Below are 18324 nucleotides of genomic sequence, written 5' to 3'. Positions count from 1 at the left end.
CGTGCGCCCGGCCCGGGCCGCGCCTCACGGCGCGGCTCACCCCGCATTCGGCACCCGGCTCCGGGCTCCGGGCTCCCCGGCGCAGACACGCGGGTCGACCTGAAGACACCGGGTACGACGAGCCGGCGGCACGACTCTGCGCCACCCGGTCCGTGCGACAGCACTCGTCCTCGGCGCCCAGGCGTTCCGCATTGGAGGCAGGCTGAACCGCCCGCCGTGCGAAGCCGCCGAATCGGCGTCCTGGGTCAGTCGCCGGCGCCCTGGTGGGCGCCGCGGCGCCGGTTCAGACGCCCGCGCCGAGCACCGCGTTGATGCGCTGCGGGTCTCCGCACACGATCAGCAGGGCGTTGGCCCGGGAGTGGGCCAACGCCAGCGCGCTCGCGGCCGCGGCCTCGGAACCGCCGTTGACGGCGACGACGACCACCGGACGCGACGCGGCACGGGCCGCGACGGTGGCGTCCGTGTAGAAGACGTCGTCGCGGGCGTCGTGCTGGGCCCAGTAGGAGGCTTCACCGAAGGACAGCTCGTGGGTGGCCCACGGGTGCTGCTCGCCGGTCGTGATCACCAGGATGTCGCCGGGGGCACGACCGGAGTCCAGCAGCAGGTCCACGGCCTCCTCGGCGGCGTCGAGCGCGCCTTCCACGGAAGCGGGGATCAGCTGGATCTGCGGCGCGGCCGGGGCGGCGGCACCGGCGTCGGGGCCCGACGGAGCGGGCTTGGCGGCCACGTCACGCGGGGTTCGCTGCACCGGCGGTGCGGGCCTGAGAGGCCCGGGACGACCGGGACGCGACGGAGCCGCGGGACGGGGGCCGGGTACGGGACGGGGGGTCGGCGCGGTACGGCCGCTGGCCGGAGTGGCGCGGGGACCCTGGGCACTCTCGTGAATCTGAGGCTCCTCGGGAATGAGAGGCATGAGTTGATATTTATCAAACGCTGGTACGACCCGCGTCGGCGGGTGGCGCATGCGTGCGAACGAAACCGTCAGAAATCGAAGCCCAGCTGACCCTCGATTTCCGGAACACTTCCGTCCGCCCAGCTGCGGACCTTCTTGAGGTGCCGCCACTGGGGCAGCGCATCAAGATACGCCCACGACAGACGGTGGTAGGGGGTGGGGCCCCGCTCCGCCAGTGCGGCCTTGTGCACGGGTGAGGGATACCCGGCGTTGTCCGCAAAACCGAAGTCTGCATGGTCGATACCCAGTTCGGCCATCATTTTGTCGCGCTGAACCTTGGCGATCACCGAGGCCGCGGCGACCGCCACGCACGACTGGTCGCCCTTGATCACCGTACGGACCCGCCAGGGCGCACCGAGATAGTTGTGCTTGCCGTCGAGGATGACGGCGTCGGGACGGACCGGCAGTGCGTTCAGGGCACGCTCGGCCGCCAGCCGCAAGGCGGCGGTCATGCCGAGATCGTCTATCTCCTCCGGGGAGGCGTGTCCCAGGGCGTACGACGTCACCCAGGTGCGCAGCGTCTCGGCGAGTTCGGTGCGTCGCTTGATGGTGAGCAGTTTCGAGTCCGTGAGGCCCTCGGGCGGGCGGCGGAGTCCGGTGATCGCCGCGCAGACGGTGACGGGACCGGCCCACGCGCCGCGCCCCACCTCGTCGACACCTGCAACGATCTTCGCTCCGGTCGTGGCTCGAAGGGAGCGCTCGACGGTGTGAGTAGGCGGTTCGTACGGCATGGCGCCCCTAGATTACGCCGCCCCGAACCGCCCGCGACACCCTGGCCCGCCTTGCGGCGCCCGGCCCCTCACCGACTCGTGTCAGGAGCCGTCAGGCCGCAGCAGCGGAACCATCAACTGGTCGATCATCTCCTCGACTTCATTGTCCCGCCATTCGCAGCCGCACATCTTGGAGCGGTACATCATCATGGCCGGGAGGGCGTCGAAGACATACCCGTTCGCAGCGTCGGGGCGCACCTCTCCGCGCCTGATGCCACGCTCGATCACTTCCCGGAGCATCTTGATGGTGGGCTCCACCACGCCCTCGAAGATGACCGCGTGGAAGCGCTCGGCCTGGGTCGTGTCACATTCGTGAATCACCGAGCGAAGCGCGAACCCGGGACGGGAGAACATCGCGTCACGGGCCCGCAGGCACAGAGCCAGCAGGTCCTCACGCACGCCGCCCTCGTCGGGCGCCTCGTCGAACTGCGGCAGGCCGGCCCGCAGCGCGTCGGCGACGAGGTCCTCCTTGGAGGGCCAGCGCCGGTAGACCGCGGCCTTGCCCGTCTGGGCGCCGGCGGCGACACCTTCCATCGTCAGGCCGTTCCAGCCGACGGTACTGAGTTGGTCCAGCGCGGCGTCGAGGATCGCGCGTTCGAGCACGGCGCCGCGGCGGCGGGCCGTCTGAGCGGGGGCATCCGCCCAGCTCGGGGTAACCATCGGACTCTCTCCAACGAGCAGAGGAAGCGGGGATTCCGGGGATGGGGGGCGCGCCGGACGACACCACAGGGGGATGTGCCGAACGACGCCACCGTAAGTGAACGCTTGCGTTCACTGTGGGGGACTCACTACCGTTGACGCGACAGTGAACGCGAGCGTTCACTAAGGCACTCGTGGGGGACCCATAGTGACAACCTCTCCATTGCTCAAGGACCAGAAGAAGCCAGGTGCGGCCCGCCGGGAGGGACATCCCGGCATCGCGCTCGCGGTCATCGCGGCCTGCCAACTCATGGTGGTACTCGACGCGACGATTGTGAACATCGCGCTGCCGCACATTCAAGACGCGCTCGAGTTCAGCACCACCGACCTCACCTGGGTCGTCAGCTCCTACACACTCACCTTCGGCGGTCTGCTGCTCCTCGGCGGCCGCGCCGGTGACATCCTCGGCCGCCGCCGGGTCTTCATGACCGGCATCCTGCTGTTCACCCTTGCCTCGCTGCTCGGCGGATTCGCCCAGGAACCCTGGCAGCTGCTGGCCGCACGCGTCCTGCAGGGCGTGGGAGGCGCGATCGCGTCGCCCACCTCGCTGGCGCTCATCACCACCACGTTCCCCGAGGGGCCGGAACGCAACCGGGCCTTCGGTGTCTTCGCCGCCGTCTCGGCCGGCGGCGGCGCCATCGGCCTGCTCGCGGGCGGCATGCTCACCGAGTGGCTCGACTGGCGGTGGGTGCTCTTCGTGAACGTGCCGATCGGCGTGCTGATCGCCGTCCTCACCCCGCTCTACATCGGCGAGTCCGAGCGGCACTCCGGCCGCTTCGACATCGCGGGAGCGGTGACCTCCACCGCGGGTATGGCCTCCCTCGTCTACGGCTTCATACGCGCGGCGGACGAGGGCTGGCGGGACAGCCTCACCATCGGGTCGTTCGCCGCCGCGGTGGTCCTGCTGGTGGCGTTCGCGATCATCGAGTCGCGTGCCAAGGAGCCGATCACCCCGCTGCGGATGTTCGCCGACCGCAACCGCTCGGGCACCTACGTGATCATGCTGAGCCTGGCCGCGGCGATGTTCGGGATGTTCTTCTACATCGTGCTGTTCGTGCAGAACGTGCTCGGATACACCCCGATCGAGGCAGGGCTGGCCTTCCTGCCCGTGACGGTCGTGATCGCTCTGGGGGCCGGTCTGTCCCAGCGGTTCCTGCCGGTGCTGGGCCCCAAGCCCTTCATGGTCGTGGGCTCGGCGCTCGCGATGATCGGGCTGGCCTGGCAGGCGCTCATCAGCTCGGACAGCTCGTACGTCGGCGGTGTCCTCGGTCCGATGCTGGTGTTCGGCTTCGGCATGGGGCTCAACTTCGTGACGCTGACCCTCACCGCCGTCTCCGGTGTCGCCCAGCACGAGGCGGGCGCCGCGTCCGGCCTGCTCAACGCCACACAGCAAGTGGGCGGAGCGCTGGGTCTGTCCATTCTGACGACGGTCTTCGGCACGGCGACCAGGAACGAGGCGGAGAAGCAGCTTCCGCAGTTCATGGCCGAGGGCTCCGCCCAGCAGAAGGCGGAGTTCGCCAGCACCCATCAGCTGCCCGCGCCGTGGGGACACGAGGTACTCGCCCACGGCATCTCCGCGGCCTTCATCCCGGCTGCCGCGATGGCCGTCCTGGCCGTCGTCACGGCCTGGCTGGTCATTCAGGTCCGCAAGAGCGACCTGGAAGCACTGGCGGGATCGGCCGGGCCGGGGGTGGGCTGACGCGGGTCCTGCACGGACCGGCCTCGGCGCCTCGCCGGCAGGACCGAAACGGGCCTGCCGGCGGCGGTCGGGCCGGTTCACGACCGGACGCGTCGCGCGACGGTGTACGACAGCGCCCCAGCAGTGGAGCAGAACCACGAGCAACGCCTTCATGATCACCCCTTCGCGCGCCGGCACGGATCTCCGGCACCACGCGCCCTGGCACCGCGCGCAGCAGTTGTCAGGACAACGACCGGGCGGTCACGGAGAGTTCCCGAGGTATACGCAGAGTTCGCAGATACCGGCGGCCGGACGGGCGCATGGCGCCAAGCGGACAGCGGACAGCGGACAGCAGACAGCAGACAGCAGACAGCGGCAAGGCGAGCCCACGGTGTCGGGACAACGGCCGCAAGGCAAGCTCACGACACCGGGAGGACAACCGCAGGGCACTGCACAACGCCGGCAGGGCAGCACTCCGGTCTGCGGGCCTGCGACAGGCACACAAGCCGGGCCCTACGCCCCAGGCCCTGAGCGCTTCGCGCTAGACCGACGTCGGGACCCAGTCCGGAAGCCCCTCGGTTCTCTCCAGCCACGCGGCGGGCGGCGCCCCCGCCTTCCCCGCGGCGATCACGCCTCCGACGATGGCACAGGTCGTGTCGACGTCCCCACCGACCTGGGCGGTCGTCCAGAACGCCTTCTCGTAGTGGCCGAGACCTCTCGCGGCCGACCAGAGGGCGAAGGGGACGGTGTCGTGGGCCGTTGTCCGCCGGCCGCAGCCCAGCACCGCCGCGACGGTGGCGGCATCGCCGTAGTCGAGCATGTCCCGGGCCCGGCGCAGCCCTGCGCCCACCGCGCTCTTGGGGACCAGATCGATCACGCCGTCGAGGAGCGCTTCGGCGCTGGGCGGTCCGCCCGGCGCCGCGGCGAACGCGGCGGCCGCGGCGACGGCCATGGCACCGACCACGGCCTCGCGGTGCTGGTGGGTGGTGTACGCGGAGATCTCCGCCTGGTGGGTCGCCTGCTCGGGATCGTCCGCGTACCAGGCGCCCAGCGGGGCGATGCGCATCGCCGCGCCGTTGCCCCAGGACCCCTGGCCGTTGAAGAGCGCGGCGGCGAGCTCGCGCCAGTCGCCACCCTCCCGGACGAGCCGCAGTAGGCGGTTGACCGCGGGGCCGTACCCCCGGTCGAAGTCGTGGTGCTCGGCGAAGGACCGGGCGAGCGCGTCCTGGTCGATGCGATGGTGGACGGCCAGCACGGCGACGACGGAAGCCGCCATCTCCGTGTCGTCGGTCCACTGCCAGGGCCCGGGCGGGAGCTCGCGGCGCTTGAGCAGCGGGTAGTTCACCGGCACGAAGTACTGGGAGCCCAGGGCGTCCCCGACGGACAGTCCGCGCAGAGCGGCCAGGGCGCGGTCCAGGCGCACGTCGGGAGAGAAGTCAGCGGTCATCGCCCTGCCACTCTATCCGGAGATCCCGTACGGCTCGGGATCCCGCCAGCGATCGAACGGCCGGTCCAGCGTGTACTTGCCGTCGTCTCCCAGAACGAGCATCCTCACCTCGCCGTTCCCGGGATTCGAGAGCGACTCGAACTCGGCGACCGTCCAGTGGAACCACCGCATGCAGAACAGTCGCATGGCCAGCCCATGGGTCACGATGAGCACGTTCGGGGGATGGCCGGGATCCTCGAAACTGCGGAACAGGCTCTCCAGGAAGCCGCCGACCCGGTCGTAGACGTCGGCGCCGGACTCCCCCTGGGCGAAGCGGTAGAAGAAGTGGCCGTACGCGTCCCGGTAGGCCTTCTGGAGGCGGACCTCGTCGCGGTCCTGCCAGTTCCCCCAGTCCTGCTCGCGCAGCCGGGGCTCCTCCCGTACCCGTATCAGAGCGGGGTCGAGGCCGAAGGCGCGCAGCGTCTCGTGGGTGCGCCGGTACGGGGAGACGTAGACGCTGACGCGTTCGTCGCCGAACAGTGCTCGTAGCTGCTCGCCCGTCGCCTCCGCCTGCCGTCGACCGCGGTCGGTCAGGGCCAGGGCGTGGTCGGGTTCACGCTCGTACACGGAGTCATCAACATTGCCCGTTGACTCGCCGTGCCGGACAAGGACGATGCGCCGTGGTCGTGCCATGCCAAAACCCTAGATCGGGTGAGGGCCCGCCGAGCACCCGGACGGTACTCATACAGCGTAGGTCACACGGATTCCCCCCACATCGCCCCCGCTCGGGGCCACCGGCCGGGTCGCTCGATGACGCCGTGCCTCGTTCAGACCGTCCAGCTCGGTTCCATGTCGACGATCGCACCGGTCAGCGCCGCGACGTCCGCCTCCGTCTGGGCTCGCAGGGCGAGCCGCTCCACGCGTTCGGTCCGGTACTTGCCGTGTTCGGCGGCCGATCGCCACATCGACAGCACCAGGTACTCGTGGCCCGGTGCCTCGCCGAACAGCCCGCGCACCATGCCGGGCGAGCCGGCCATCGCCGGATTCCAGACCTTCTCCTGCATCAGCACGAAGTGCTCGGCCCGTTCCTCGTGGACCCGGCAGAGCGCGACGCGCAGCAGGTCGGCGTCCGTGAAGCGCGGCTCGAAGCCGGTCTTCACGTCGAAGCGGTAGTCGAAGAGCCTGACGCGGGCGTCCTTGAACGTGCCCGACTGGGCCGAGGCGAGCCGGTCGTGGGACCTCGCCATGAACGAGTCGTAGAAGGCGCGGCTCTCCCAGAACGCGAAGATGTGCGCCACGTCCGGCCTTCCCCGGCTCCAGCCACCCCCCTGCCCGCGAAACCCCGGCTCCCCCAGAAGCCCCGCCCACTTCCGCTGCCCCCGCTCGAACCCGCGGCGGTCCACCACGGTGCAGCGAATCCACTTGACCAGCACCGCGCCATGGTAAGGCCAGGGAGCGTGGCGCCGGTCACTCTCGGCTGGACCGCTCCGCCCCGCGGGCACCCGCGCACGTGGCAGGATGGACAAACAGTCGTGAGCGCCCGGCAGTTGGGGCGAACGGGCGGGTCGGTACGGAGAAGGGGACGCCGGTGGACGGGCTCAACAAGGGGCTGCGCAAGGTCGAGATCGCGGTGCGGTGGGATCCCAGTCCGGCGGGGCAGCCCTCCACCGACCTGGACCTCGTCGCCGCGACGTATCCGGCGGACGACCCGCACGGCGACCCCGCCTACGTGGTGCACTTCGACAGCCGCTCCCCCGACGGCACCATCTACCTCAACCGGGACAGCAAGGACGGTCAGGGCTTCGGCTTCGACGAGGTCATGACGGTGGAGCTGGAGCGGCTCGACCCCCGGTACGCGCGCGTGGTGGTCGGTGTCGTCATCCAGCAGCGCCCGGCGGAGCGCACCTTCGTCAGCGTCGTCAACCCCGGCCTGCGCATCCGCGAGGGGTACGACGTCCTGGCCGAGGACGACTTCGGCGGGGTCCTGGGCGCCACGGCCGCCACGGTCGCGGAGTTCGTCCGGGAAGGCACCGGGCCCTGGCGTTTCCGTCCCGGGCTGCGCGGTTTCGAGGGCGACCCTGTGACGTTCACCAGGACGATGGGCGCGGCCGGACGGGCCTGAGCCGGACGGCCCGAGGATGGGTCATCACCGGACGCTCCCCGGGGCCCGGCGACACGAGGAACGACGAGAGGGGCACCGCCCGACGGCGGTGCCCCTCTGTCATCGGCTCAGGCGCCCGGCGTCATCGGCCCAGGCGCGCGGCGTCAGCTGCAGCCGCTGGTCGAGCCGCAGCCCTCGCAGATGTAGCAGGAACCGGCGCGCTGCATCTTCGTCCCGCAGGAGAAGCAGAGCGGGGCGTCGGCCTGGATGCCCAGCTGCATCTCGACCAGTTCCGCGCTGGTGTGGGCCTGCTGCGGGGCGGGCTTGGCCGCCTCCTCCACCTTCGGAGCGGACACGGCCTTCAGCTCCTGGGCCCGCGGCGCCGACTGGGCCAGGCCCTCGACGTCGACCTCGTCCTCGGACGGCTCGTACGAGCCGGTCTCCAGGTGACGCTGGCGCTCCTCGGCGGAGTGGATGCCGAGCGCGGAGCGCGTCTCGAAGGGCAGGAAGTCCAGCGCCAGGCGGCGGAAGATGTAGTCGACGATCGACTGCGCCATCCGCACGTCCGGGTCGTCCGTCATACCGGCCGGCTCGAAGCGCATGTTCGTGAACTTCGAGACGTACGTCTCCAGCGGCACGCCGTACTGGAGGCCGACCGAGACGGCGATGGAGAAGGCGTCCATCATGCCCGCGAGGGTCGAGCCCTGCTTGGACATCTTCAGGAAGACCTCACCGAGCCCGTCGTCCGGGTAGGAGTTGGCCGTCATGTAGCCCTCGGCGCCGCCGACGGTGAAGGACGTGGTGATGCCGGGGCGTCCCTTCGGAAGGCGCTTGCGGACCGGGCGGTACTCGACGACCTTCTCGACCGCGGTACGGATCGTCTCCTCGGTCTTCTCGGTGATCTCCGCCTTCTCCTTCTCCTTGGTCTTGGCGGAGAGGGGCTGGCCGACCTTGCAGTTGTCGCGGTAGATCGCGAGGGCCTTGACGCCGAGCTTCCAGGCCTCGAAGTAGATCTCCTCGACCTCCTCGACGGTCGCCGTCTCCGGCATGTTGACCGTCTTGGAGATGGCGCCCGAGATCCACGGCTGGATCGCGGCCATCATGCGGACGTGGCCCATCGGGGAGATGGCCCGCTCGCCCATGGCGCAGTCGAACACCTCGTAGTGCTCCGGCTTGAGACCGGGGGCGTCGATCACGTTGCCGTTCTCGGCGATGTGGGCGACGATCGCCTCGATCTGCTCCTCGAGGTAGCCGAGGCGGCGCAGGGCCTGCGGCACGGTGCCGTTGACGATCTGCATCGAGCCGCCGCCGACGAGCTTCTTGAACTTGACCAGCGCGAGGTCGGGCTCGACACCGGTGGTGTCGCAGGACATCGCGAGACCGATGGTGCCGGTCGGGGCGAGCACGGACGCCTGCGAGTTACGGAAACCGTTCTTCTCGCCCAGGCGCAGGACGTCACCCCAGGCCTCGCTGGCGGCCGCCCACACCGGGGTGTCCAGGTCGTCCATGCGGACGGCCTTGTCGTTGGCGTCGGAGTGCTGCTTCATGACGCGCTTGTGGGCGTCGGCGTTGCGGGCGTAGCCGTCGTACGGGCCGACGACCGAGGCGAGCTCGGCGGAGCGGCGGTAGGCCGTGCCGGTCATCAGGGAGGTGATGGCGCCGGCGAGGGCGCGGCCGCCGTCGGAGTCGTAGGCGTGGCCGGTGGCCATCAGCAGGGCGCCGAGGTTGGCGTAGCCGATGCCGAGCTGGCGGAACGCGCGCGTGTTCTCGCCGATCTTCTGGGTCGGGAAGTCCGCGAAGCAGATCGAGATGTCCATCGCGGTGATGACCAGCTCGACGACCTTCTGGAAGCGCTCCGCCTCGAAGGACTGGTTGCCCTTGCCGTCGTCCTTGAGGAACTTCATGAGGTTCAGCGAGGCCAGGTTGCAGGACGTGTTGTCCAGGTGCATGTACTCGCTGCACGGGTTCGACGCGGTGATCCGGCCGGACTCGGGGCAGGTGTGCCAGGTGTTGATGGTGTCGTCGTACTGGATGCCGGGGTCGGCGCAGGCCCAGGCGGCCTCGGCGATCTTGCGGAAGAGCGCCTTGGCGTCGACCTCCTCGATGACCTCGCCGGTCATGCGGGCACGCAGGCCGAACTTGCCGCCCTCGTCGACCGCCTTCATGAACTCGTCGTTCACGCGGACGGAGTTGTTGGCGTTCTGGTACTGGACGGACGTGATGTCGTCGCCGCCCAGGTCCATGTCGAAGCCGGCGTCCCGCAGGACGCGGATCTTCTCCTCTTCCTTGACCTTGGTCTCGATGAAGTCCTCGATGTCCGGGTGGTCGACGTCGAGGACGACCATCTTGGCGGCGCGGCGGGTGGCGCCACCGGACTTGATCGTTCCTGCGGAGGCGTCGGCGCCGCGCATGAAGGAGACCGGGCCGGAGGCGTTGCCGCCGGAGGACAGCAGCTCCTTGGAGGAGCGGATGCGGGAGAGGTTCAGGCCGGCACCGGAGCCGCCCTTGAAGATCATGCCCTCTTCCTTGTACCAGTCGAGGATCGACTCCATGGAGTCGTCGACGGACAGGATGAAGCAGGCGGAGACCTGCTGGGGCTGCGGCGTGCCCACGTTGAACCACACGGGGCTGTTGAAGCTGAAGATCTGGTGCAGGAGGGCGTACGCCAGCTCGTGCTCGAAGATCTCGGCGTCGGCGGGCGAGGCGAAGTACTTGTAGTCCTCGCCGGCCTTCCGGTACGTCTTCACGATGCGGTCGATCAGCTGCTTGAGGCTGGTCTCGCGCTGCGGGGTGCCGACGGCACCGCGGAAGTACTTGCTGGTGACGATGTTGACCGCGTTCACCGACCAGAAGTCGGGGAATTCGACGCCGCGCTGCTCGAAGTTGACCGAGCCGTCGCGCCAGTTGGTCATGACGACGTCACGGCTCTCCCAGGCCACCTCGTCGTAGGGGTGAACCCCAGGGGTGGTGTGGATGCGCTCGATACGCAGGCCCTTGCTCGCCTTGGGGCTCTTGGCGCGGGAACTCCGTGCCGGACCGCTCGCCGTCTCTGTCATGCCGCCTCCCTGTACGGGCGAAAACGCCCTGAAGTGCGCCGATGTTCCCGGTGCACGTTGTTCTGTCTGGTGTTGCGGGCGTCCACTCACGCCGCCCGCAACAGGTCTTCACATCGCCGCCGCCCGGCCGGTCCCGGAGCTGCCGTCCGGAGCCGGCCCGCCGGTCAGTCGGCGGCGCCTGCGGGCTCGGGGACCTGTGCCGTCCCTCCGGGCCCGCGGTCGTCCTCCTGGCTCCCCGCACCCGTGTCCTCGCGGTCGCCGTCGTCCGCGTCGGGGCGTCCCGTCCCTTCCCTGAGCTCCGCGATCGCCGCCTCGAAGTCCTCGAGCGAGTCGAAGGCCCGGTAGACGGAGGCGAAGCGCAGATAGGCGACGAGATCGAGCTCCTGCAACGGGCCGAGTATGGCCAGCCCCACGTCGTGGGTGGTCAGCTCGGCGCTTCCGGTGGCCCGCACCGCCTCCTCGACGCGCTGGCCGAGCTGGGCGAGCGCGTCCTCGGTGACCGGCCGTCCCTGGCAGGCCTTGCGCACACCATTGATGATCTTCGTGCGACTGAAGGGTTCGGTGACGCCGGATCGCTTGACCACCATGAGCGAGCACGTCTCCACGGTCGTGAAACGACGGGAGCAGTCAGGGCACTGGCGGCGCCTGCGGATCGACGTGCCGTCGTCCGTCGTACGGCTGTCGACGACCCGGCTGTCGGGGTGCCTGCAGAAGGGGCAGTGCATGATCTCCCAACCCTCCTCACAGCAGACTCAATAGCCTCGCTGGACGTCTCGCGCCCCACGAAGCAGCCCCAAGCATAGGCGATGACCATGGCCGCGAAGACCGGGGGGACCACAACTTGTGGGCTGCTGATGCAATCCAACCACTAGATGTGGGGATTGGCTCATACATCCAGGCCGTATGCGCGTGTCGCACGCGTAGCCGCAGGTGACGCGCGACGGGCGGCGCCGCACCGGACCCGCGTGTCCCCGCGACGCCGCCGCTCGCACCTCGGCGCGACCGCCCGGCACGACACGGCCGCATCCGTTGGCGCACGGCCGTATCGCTTCGGCACATGCGGAGATACGGTGGGCGCCGCGAGGAGGGGACGTGGGACTCCCGCACAGATGAGGGCTGGTCCCGGGGCAGGGGAATGCCGGATGGCAGACTGGGGCAACAGTCCACGAGGCGATCACCCCGGCGGTGAAGAGTACAGCAATGGGCCCTTTTGCCCGCCAGGTGGCCCGGCCGCTAATACACCCGGACACATGATCGCGTCCGGCAATTCGCGTTTTTTCACTCGAACGTGTGTTTGGCGCAACCTTTCGAAAGCAACTACCGTTGTCCAGCAGGGAGACCATCGAGAGGGGCCGACGTGACCACCACCGCAGACAGTGCCGCCATCACTGCCCAGGACCGCTCCCAGGGCCGACTGGAGCCGGTGCATGCGATGAACGAAGCCACGAACCCTGAGGGGCACAAGCGCTCCCTGCCGGGCCGACCTCCCGGCATCCGGGCGGACAGCTCGGGCCTCACCGACCGCCAGCGCCGGGTGATCGAGGTCATCAGGGACTCCGTGCAGCGGCGTGGCTACCCGCCGTCGATGCGGGAGATCGGCCAGGCCGTCGGCCTCTCCAGCACCTCCTCGGTGGCGCACCAGCTGATGGCGCTGGAGCGCAAGGGCTTCCTGCGCCGCGACCCGCACCGCCCTCGCGCCTACGAGGTGCGCGGCTCGGACCAGGCCGCCTCGGTACAGCCCACGGACACCGCGGGCAAGCCGGCCGCGTCGTACGTCCCGCTGGTCGGCCGCATCGCCGCCGGTGGCCCGATCCTCGCCGAGGAGTCCGTCGAGGACGTCTTCCCCCTGCCCCGCCAGCTCGTCGGTGACGGTGAGCTGTTCGTGCTCAAGGTCGTCGGTGACTCGATGATCGAGGCGGCGATCTGCGACGGCGACTGGGTCACGGTGCGCCGGCAGCCGGTCGCGGAGAACGGCGACATCGTGGCCGCGATGCTCGACGGCGAGGCCACGGTCAAGCGATTCAAGCGCGAGGACGGCCACGTCTGGCTTCTGCCGCACAACGCGGCGTACGAGCCGATCCCCGGCGACGACGCGACCATCCTCGGCAAGGTGGTGGCCGTACTGCGCCGCGTCTGACAGCGCGCACCGCGTCGGGCGAGCCGAGCAGGCCCGCCCTCTGACCGGGCCCCGGAACCCCTGCGCCGGTTCCGGGGTCCTGCGCTGTCCGGGGCCGGGCCCCGGACCCTCAGCTCGGGCCGGGGCTCGGCTACGGCTGCCCGGCCGCGAGCCGAGGCCCGGCTCCGGTCTCATTGCGCCGCTTCGGCCTGCTCCGCCGCTTCGGCCTCCTTGGCCACCGCATCGATCGCCGCCAGCGACTTCCTCACCTGATTGCGGTCCGTCGTGTACCAGAAGTCGGGCAGCGACGCCTTGAGGTACCCGCCGTACCGTGCCGTGGCCAGCCGCTGGTCGAGCACCGCGACCACACCGCGGTCGCCCGACGCCCGGACGAGACGGCCGGCGCCCTGCGCCATGAGGAGGGCGGCGTGGGTGGCGGCCACCGCCATGAAGCCGTTGCCACCGGCGTCCTCCACGGCCTTCTGCCGGGCACTCATCAGGGGGTCGTCCGGACGCGGGAACGGGATCTTGTCCATGACGACCAGTTGGCAGCTGGGTCCGGGGACGTCCACGCCCTGCCACAGCGACAGCGTGCCGAACAGACAGGTCTTGGGGTCGGCCGCGAAGTTCTTGATGAGCTCGCCGAGCGTCTCCTCGCCCTGGAGGAGGATGGGGAACTCCGGGATCCGCGCACGCAGCTCCTCGGCGGCCAGCTGGGCACCCCGCATGGAGGAGAACAGCCCCAGCGTGCGACCACCGGCCGCCTGGATCAGCTCCGTCAGTTCGTCGAGCATGTCCGCTCGGTCACCGTCGCGGGCGGGGCGCGCCAGGTGTTTGGCGACATAGAGGATGCCCTGCTTGCGGTAGTCGAAGGGCGAGCCGACGTCGATGCCCTTCCACTGCGGGAGGTCGTCGCCCTCCGTGCCCTCCGGGGCGAGACCCAGGGAGGCTCCCACGCCGTTGAAGTCGCCGCCCAGCTTCAGCGTCGCCGACGTCAAAACCACGGAGCGGTCCGCGAAGAGCTTCTCCCGCAGCAGCCCCGAGACCGACATGGGCGCGACGCGCAGGGAAGCACCGAACCGGTCATGGCGCTCGTACCAGACCACGTCCCACTCGGAACCGTTGGTGATCCGCTCCGCCACGTCGTGGACGTTCTCCACGGCGGCCAGGGCCTGCTTGCGCACCGCGTCCTCGTCCTGCACCGACTTGTCCCGGGTCGTACCGATCGCGGAGATGACCGTGCGGCACGCGTCACGCAGGGCCATCAGCGCGTACCCGAGGTCTTCGGGGATCTCCTCCAGGCGGCCCGGAAGCGCCAGCTCCATGAGCCGCTCGAAACCCTCGGCGGCCGTCTGGAGCTGGTCCGCGGCTTTCTCGTTGGCGAGTTTCGCGGCGCGGCGCACCGCGCGGTTGACCTGGCCCGGGGTGAGTTCGCCGGTGGCGACGCCGGTGACCCTCGACACCAGCTCGTGCGCCTCGTCGACGATCAGCACCTCGTGCTGCGGGAGGACCGGGGCGCCCTCGATGGCGTCGATCGCGAGCAGGGCGTGGTTGGTGACGACGACGTCGGCGAGCTTGGCCCGCTCTCGGGCCATCTCGGCGAAGCACTCCGCGCCGTAGGCGCACTTCGAGGCACCCAGGCACTCCCTCGACGACACCGACACCTGCGCCCAGGCGCGGTCGGAGACGCCGGGGGTGAGGTTGTCACGGTCACCGGTCTCGGTCTCGTCGACCCAGTCCCGTACCCGCAGCAGGTCCTGCCCCAGCTTGCTGGTGGGCGCGGCCGCCTCGAACTGGTCGAAGAGGCCGTCCTCCTCGTCCTGCGGAACGCCCTCGTGGAGGCGGTGCAGACAGAGGTAGTTCGACCGGCCCTTGAGCATGGCGAACTCCGGGCGGCGGCGCAGCAGCGGGTGCAGCGACTCGACCGTTCTCGGAAGGTCGCGCTCCACGAGCTGGCGCTGCAGGGCCAGGGTGGCGGTCGCGACGACCACTCGCTCCCCGTGCGCGAGCGCGGGCACCAGGTAGCCCAGGGACTTACCGGTACCGGTGCCGGCCTGGACCAGCAGGTGGGAACCGTCGTCGATCGCTTCAGCGACGGCTTCGGCCATGGCCACCTGGCCGGGGCGCTCCGTACCGCCGACGGCAGTGACGGCGGCATGGAGGAGTTCGGGGAGTGAGGGCTTCGTCATAGCGCGACCACCCTACGACCCGGCACTGACAAACGGGTGATCAAGGCGAGGGCGGGGGGCAGGATCAAGACCTGGACTCCTCGGTGGGGAGTAGGGCGGATGTGCTGGTGGGGAGTAGGACGGGTGTGCTGACTTCGGCTGCGTAGGGCTCGGCAACGGTGATGAGGCAGGTACGAGCAGCGCAGCTCGCTGGGATTTCGGAATTCTCCGCCGTCGACGGGAACCGCGGCGGCACGCGGTCCGTTCAATGAGTGATGGCGCGGTGACACAGCGCTACAGAAGGTGCCGGAGAGAGCGGTCTCGGACCATGAGGGCGGCTCGCTTGGCGGGCAGGTCGACCTCGGCGGAGAACCGGAAGCCGGCGGTCAGGAAAGCGGCGACGGAGGGGGTGTTGCGAATGTCGGGTTCCGCGATGACGCGTGCGCAGGAGGGGCGCCGTGCGAGAACGAGATCGGCCACGGCTCGCAGGAGCATGCTCCCCAGGCCACGCCCGCGGTCGGCGACAGCACCGATCAGAAGATGGACGCCCGTGTCATGGGGTCGTGCCGGGTAATGGCGGGCGAGCGGGTCCAGGTCGGCCCGGTAGATCTCCCAGTAGCTCATCGGTGTTCCGCCCAGTACGCCGACGCAGGGCACGCTGCGCCCGTCACCGGCGAGTTGGTCCCGCACATGGTCCTCGGTCACGCTCGCCGGCCCTGACAACTCCCAGAACTCCGCGGCGGCAGGGTCGTTCATCCACCGGCTGATGAGTGGCAGATCACGTTCCACGCGTACGGGAACGAGGTGGAACAGTCCGCCGGGGGTCTCCGCCGGGCCCCAGTCGGCCACGCCGTCGAGCAGGTCGTCGTACGGCCTGCGGAAGCCGGCCAGGGGTGTCGTGGTGAGGAGCCCCGGAACCACTGCCGAGTCCTGGTCGGAATTCCGCCCGAATCCTGCCCCGGGCTCGGTCCCCTCTTCCGCGATGAGGGCGAGGAACTCGTCCGGGAGCCGAAGGTCCATGGTGTCCTCGGTGCCGTCCCCGTCCCCGTCCTCGTCCTCGTCCTCGGCTCCCCTGTCCTGCTCCGGGTCCCCGTCCTCCCCCGTCTCCCTGTCCCCGTGTCCCTCCGTGCCTCTGTCTCCCTCCGTGTCCTCGTCGCGCCCGCCGGCAACCGAGACGGAACGGCGTCCCGGCTCGCGTTCCCCTCCGGGCTCGGTGGGCTCGCTGCCGGCATGGGCATCGGGCGCCGCCGGACAAGCGGCTGCAGCAGAGACGGGGGTGGCCGTCGGGATGGACGGATCGACGGAAGGCACCAAACGCTCCTCTCAGAAAGGCGGATGGGGCGTGTCCTCAGCGATGAAGGAGGCCGGTCATGGTCGGAAGGAGGTCGGAATGATCAGCAGTGCAGGGGGTTGGCGATGGTGACGTAGACGGACTGGGTGTCGACCGGGCCGACGAGTTCGTCGAGGCCGTGCAGTCGGGTGAGCAGGTTGGCCTTGCAGCGCAGCACGGGTGAGTCGAGCAGCAGGGCGGGCAGCGAGGAGCGCAGCCGGGCCGGACCGGAGGCGACGGTCCCGAGGAAGCGACGGAAGGCGGCCAGCAGCAATCGCTCATCGGCCAGCCCTTGAGAACCCAACGCGCCGACGAGACCGAGCACGTTGTTGACGCCCAGGTAGTACGCGAGACGCTCGTCGGCGATCTCGTCGCGGACGAAGGTGTCGCTCCGCTCGCCGATGCCGGGCAGTCGGGCGTCGAGCGCCGCGCGTCGGGACTCACGGAAGTAGTAGCCCTGGTTGTCGCGGTACCGGCCGCCCGCGGGCCAGCCGTCGGCTTCCAGCAGGAGCAGCGTGTTCTGCTGGTGCGCCTCCAGGGCGACGCCGGCCTCCGCGTCCAGCCACAGGACGGGACGCACCACGTGTTCCAGGTAGCGCAGGAACCACTCGGCGGCGACGGCTCCGCGAGGCCGGCCGGTGCGCCGAGCGATGCCGGTGACCAGTTCGGCAAGCCGGGAGCGAAGGACCGGGCCTTCGTCCTGGGAACGGTCTGAAGCGGTGTCCGGGCGGGTCGGGGATGACGGGCGCAGTGAGACGAGTCCGGCGACGCAGGACACATCGTCCGAGGGACTGAACGGGTTGTGGCGGATGACCACGTCCAGCCCGGGCAGCGGGGTGCCGGCCGGCCCGTCGACGGCGAGCCAGGCCGGGTCGCGCACGATGTCGAAGGCAGGATGCGCGGCCCGCCACTGCCGCCCGAGACCGCTGCGGAGCAGGCGATGGACCTCGACGCCGCGGTGGAGTTCCTTACGGAGGTTCTCTCGACGGGAGTTGGTGATGCGCAGTCCCAGGGACAGCTTGAACATCGCAGGGGCGCCGGACCGGTAGACGGTGCGGACGGAGGAGGTGGGGTACCAGGGCGCCCCGTGGGGACCGAGGTCACGGAGCTGTCCGTCGTCCAGCAGGGCGGCGATCTCGGGGCGGTGTCGGATCTGGCGTGCCTGCCAGGGGTGCAGGGGCAGCAGGGCATGGCCGTCCGGCAGCGCCAGTCCGGGCTCGGCCAGGCGGGCGGTCAGAGTGGGGGCGGAGACGGTACGGCCACGTTCGGTCCAGCAGGAGTCGGTGGCGAGAACGGAGGGGGCGACAGCCATCCAGTGCAGGGGGAAGGAGCCACGGAGTTCGGGTGAGTACCGCCGAGCTTCGGCCTCGGAGAGTCCGTCGCGGCTCTTCGGCGTCGGGTGCAGGGGATGTCCGAGGAGGAGTGCCTGTTCCGCGGCCAGGAAGAGATCGGGAGCGTCGGCAGGGTGGTCCCGGCGTTCGCGGACGAAGGTGGTGATGCGGCGAAGGGAGTCGGTGACACCCGCGACAAGAGCGATGCCGTCGTCGTGGGCCGGCGCGACAGCATCAGCCTTGAGGGCAGGGACATCGCATGCGGCCCGGGCACCGGATGAAGCCCCGGCACCGATCAGGCTTGGCCCACTGAGCACACCGGTCAGGCTTGCTCTGGTGAGCACACCGGTCAGGCCTTCCCTGGTGAGCAGGGCGGCGACCGTCACGGCGTCGACCGGAGGGGCGTCAAGCGGTGCGTCGGCCAGGCGCGGGAGGCCGAAGCGGTGCCAGCCCGTCGGGGACCAGTAGCGCACCGGGACGAGGAGGGCTGTGCCGCTGGCCGGCAGGGGGATACGCAGGACGTCGTCGGAGGGGGCGGCCTGGTCGGTTTCGCGAACCCAGCAGCGCAGCAGGGTCTCCACGGCTGCTGCGTGGGCGACGAGGCAGGGGTCGGGTCGGCGCAGGAGGTCGGGGGCGGACTCACCCACGCTCCCCTCCTGGCCGGGTCTCACTCCCCCAACTCGCTGCTCGGGCACGG

The 18324-nt window shown here is 70.1% G+C and carries 14 protein-coding genes; 3 read left to right on the top strand and 11 right to left on the bottom strand.

The window, feature by feature from the left end; all coding sequences use genetic code 11:
* Positions 1 to 283: 283 nt before the first annotated feature.
* From ACIGAQ_RS00340 to ACIGAQ_RS00330, 3 genes are all read right to left on the bottom strand, one after another.
* The gene (locus ACIGAQ_RS00340; protein WP_399778028.1) at positions 284 to 913 is read right to left on the bottom strand and encodes a hypothetical protein; all 630 of its coding nucleotides are present in this window, start codon (positions 911 to 913) and stop codon (positions 284 to 286) included.
* Between the two features lie 68 nt (positions 914 to 981).
* Positions 982 to 1683, bottom strand: a complete 702-nt coding sequence (locus tag ACIGAQ_RS00335) for a ribonuclease HII (RefSeq protein WP_362278310.1) — start codon at positions 1681 to 1683, stop codon at positions 982 to 984.
* A gap of 81 nt (positions 1684 to 1764) precedes the next feature.
* A complete protein-coding gene (locus ACIGAQ_RS00330; RefSeq protein ID WP_399778026.1) occupies positions 1765 to 2382 on the bottom strand; it encodes a TetR/AcrR family transcriptional regulator in 618 nt (205 codons plus the stop codon).
* A 187-nt stretch (positions 2383 to 2569) separates the two neighbouring features.
* Here ACIGAQ_RS00330 and ACIGAQ_RS00325 point away from each other — a divergent pair, with 187 nt between their 5' ends.
* On the top strand, positions 2570 to 4120 hold the full coding sequence (locus ACIGAQ_RS00325) for an MFS transporter (protein ID WP_311688396.1): 1551 nt from the start codon (positions 2570 to 2572) through the stop codon (positions 4118 to 4120).
* 520 nt (positions 4121 to 4640) lie between these two features.
* On the opposite strand, the gene ACIGAQ_RS00320 is transcribed toward ACIGAQ_RS00325, so the two are convergent.
* The 3 genes from ACIGAQ_RS00320 to ACIGAQ_RS00310 form a co-directional block, all read right to left on the bottom strand.
* Positions 4641 to 5546: an ADP-ribosylglycohydrolase family protein gene (locus ACIGAQ_RS00320; RefSeq protein ID WP_399778023.1), complete on the bottom strand. Its 906-nt coding sequence runs from the start codon at positions 5544 to 5546 to the stop codon at positions 4641 to 4643.
* 12 nt (positions 5547 to 5558) lie between these two features.
* Positions 5559 to 6218, bottom strand: a complete 660-nt coding sequence (locus ACIGAQ_RS00315; protein ID WP_311688398.1) for a histidine phosphatase family protein — start codon at positions 6216 to 6218, stop codon at positions 5559 to 5561.
* A gap of 134 nt (positions 6219 to 6352) precedes the next feature.
* Positions 6353 to 6958 carry a YdbC family protein gene (locus ACIGAQ_RS00310; protein ID WP_311688399.1) on the bottom strand — a complete coding sequence of 202 codons (606 nt, stop codon included), beginning with the start codon at positions 6956 to 6958 and terminating at the stop codon, positions 6353 to 6355.
* A gap of 155 nt (positions 6959 to 7113) precedes the next feature.
* Here ACIGAQ_RS00310 and ACIGAQ_RS00305 point away from each other — a divergent pair, with 155 nt between their 5' ends.
* Positions 7114 to 7647 (top strand): TerD family protein, encoded by a 534-nt coding sequence (locus ACIGAQ_RS00305; RefSeq protein ID WP_399778021.1) that lies wholly within the window; start codon positions 7114 to 7116, stop codon positions 7645 to 7647.
* 143 nt (positions 7648 to 7790) lie between these two features.
* Here the strand turns inward: ACIGAQ_RS00305 and ACIGAQ_RS00300 are convergent, their stop codons facing one another.
* Together ACIGAQ_RS00300 and nrdR are read right to left on the bottom strand one after the other, a co-directional pair.
* Entirely contained in the window at positions 7791 to 10682 is a 2892-nt protein-coding gene (locus tag ACIGAQ_RS00300; protein WP_311688401.1) for a vitamin B12-dependent ribonucleotide reductase, read from the bottom strand.
* A gap of 164 nt (positions 10683 to 10846) precedes the next feature.
* On the bottom strand, positions 10847 to 11407 hold the full coding sequence (gene nrdR, locus ACIGAQ_RS00295; protein WP_362285843.1) for a transcriptional regulator NrdR: 561 nt from the start codon (positions 11405 to 11407) through the stop codon (positions 10847 to 10849).
* A gap of 632 nt (positions 11408 to 12039) precedes the next feature.
* Between nrdR and lexA the strand changes: the two genes are divergently transcribed.
* Entirely contained in the window at positions 12040 to 12819 is a 780-nt protein-coding gene (gene lexA / locus ACIGAQ_RS00290) for a transcriptional repressor LexA (RefSeq protein WP_030845416.1), read from the top strand.
* A gap of 170 nt (positions 12820 to 12989) precedes the next feature.
* Here the strand turns inward: lexA and ACIGAQ_RS00285 are convergent, their stop codons facing one another.
* The 3 genes from ACIGAQ_RS00285 to ACIGAQ_RS00275 all read right to left on the bottom strand — a co-directional run bounded on the left by ACIGAQ_RS00285 (position 12990) and on the right by ACIGAQ_RS00275 (position 18274).
* Positions 12990 to 14987, bottom strand: a complete 1998-nt coding sequence (locus ACIGAQ_RS00285) for an ATP-dependent DNA helicase (RefSeq protein WP_399778017.1) — start codon at positions 14985 to 14987, stop codon at positions 12990 to 12992.
* 273 nt (positions 14988 to 15260) lie between these two features.
* On the bottom strand, positions 15261 to 15986 hold the full coding sequence (locus ACIGAQ_RS00280; protein ID WP_399778015.1) for a GNAT family N-acetyltransferase: 726 nt from the start codon (positions 15984 to 15986) through the stop codon (positions 15261 to 15263).
* 374 nt (positions 15987 to 16360) lie between these two features.
* Positions 16361 to 18274, bottom strand: coding sequence for an IucA/IucC family protein (locus ACIGAQ_RS00275; RefSeq protein WP_399778014.1), 1914 nt, complete (start codon positions 18272 to 18274; stop codon positions 16361 to 16363).
* Positions 18275 to 18324: the final 50 nt, after the last annotated feature.

The organism is Streptomyces sp. NPDC085932, assembly GCF_044540525.1.
In the GTDB taxonomy this organism is placed as follows: Bacteria; Actinomycetota; Actinomycetes; order Streptomycetales; family Streptomycetaceae; genus Streptomyces; species Streptomyces levis.
Note: the sequence above shows the minus strand (reverse complement) of the source record. Positions and strands in the feature narration are given on the sequence as shown.

What these genes read in the sequence shown, in the direction of transcription:
- ACIGAQ_RS00335 (WP_362278310.1), bottom strand. Translation starts at nt 1,683, where the DNA reads ATGCCGTACGAACCGCCTACTCACACCGTCGAGCGCTCCCTTCGAGCC.
- ACIGAQ_RS00320 (WP_399778023.1), bottom strand. Translation starts at nt 5,546, where the DNA reads ATGACCGCTGACTTCTCTCCCGACGTGCGCCTGGACCGCGCCCTGGCC.
- ACIGAQ_RS00330 (WP_399778026.1), bottom strand. Translation starts at nt 2,382, where the DNA reads ATGGTTACCCCGAGCTGGGCGGATGCCCCCGCTCAGACGGCCCGCCGC.
- ACIGAQ_RS00285 (WP_399778017.1), bottom strand. Translation starts at nt 14,987, where the DNA reads ATGACGAAGCCCTCACTCCCCGAACTCCTCCATGCCGCCGTCACTGCC.
- ACIGAQ_RS00315 (WP_311688398.1), bottom strand. Translation starts at nt 6,218, where the DNA reads ATGGCACGACCACGGCGCATCGTCCTTGTCCGGCACGGCGAGTCAACG.
- nrdR (WP_362285843.1), bottom strand. Translation starts at nt 11,407, where the DNA reads ATGCACTGCCCCTTCTGCAGGCACCCCGACAGCCGGGTCGTCGACAGC.
- ACIGAQ_RS00300 (WP_311688401.1), bottom strand. Translation starts at nt 10,682, where the DNA reads ATGACAGAGACGGCGAGCGGTCCGGCACGGAGTTCCCGCGCCAAGAGC.
- ACIGAQ_RS00280 (WP_399778015.1), bottom strand. Translation starts at nt 15,986, where the DNA reads ATGGACCTTCGGCTCCCGGACGAGTTCCTCGCCCTCATCGCGGAAGAG.
- ACIGAQ_RS00340 (WP_399778028.1), bottom strand. Translation starts at nt 913, where the DNA reads ATGCCTCTCATTCCCGAGGAGCCTCAGATTCACGAGAGTGCCCAGGGT.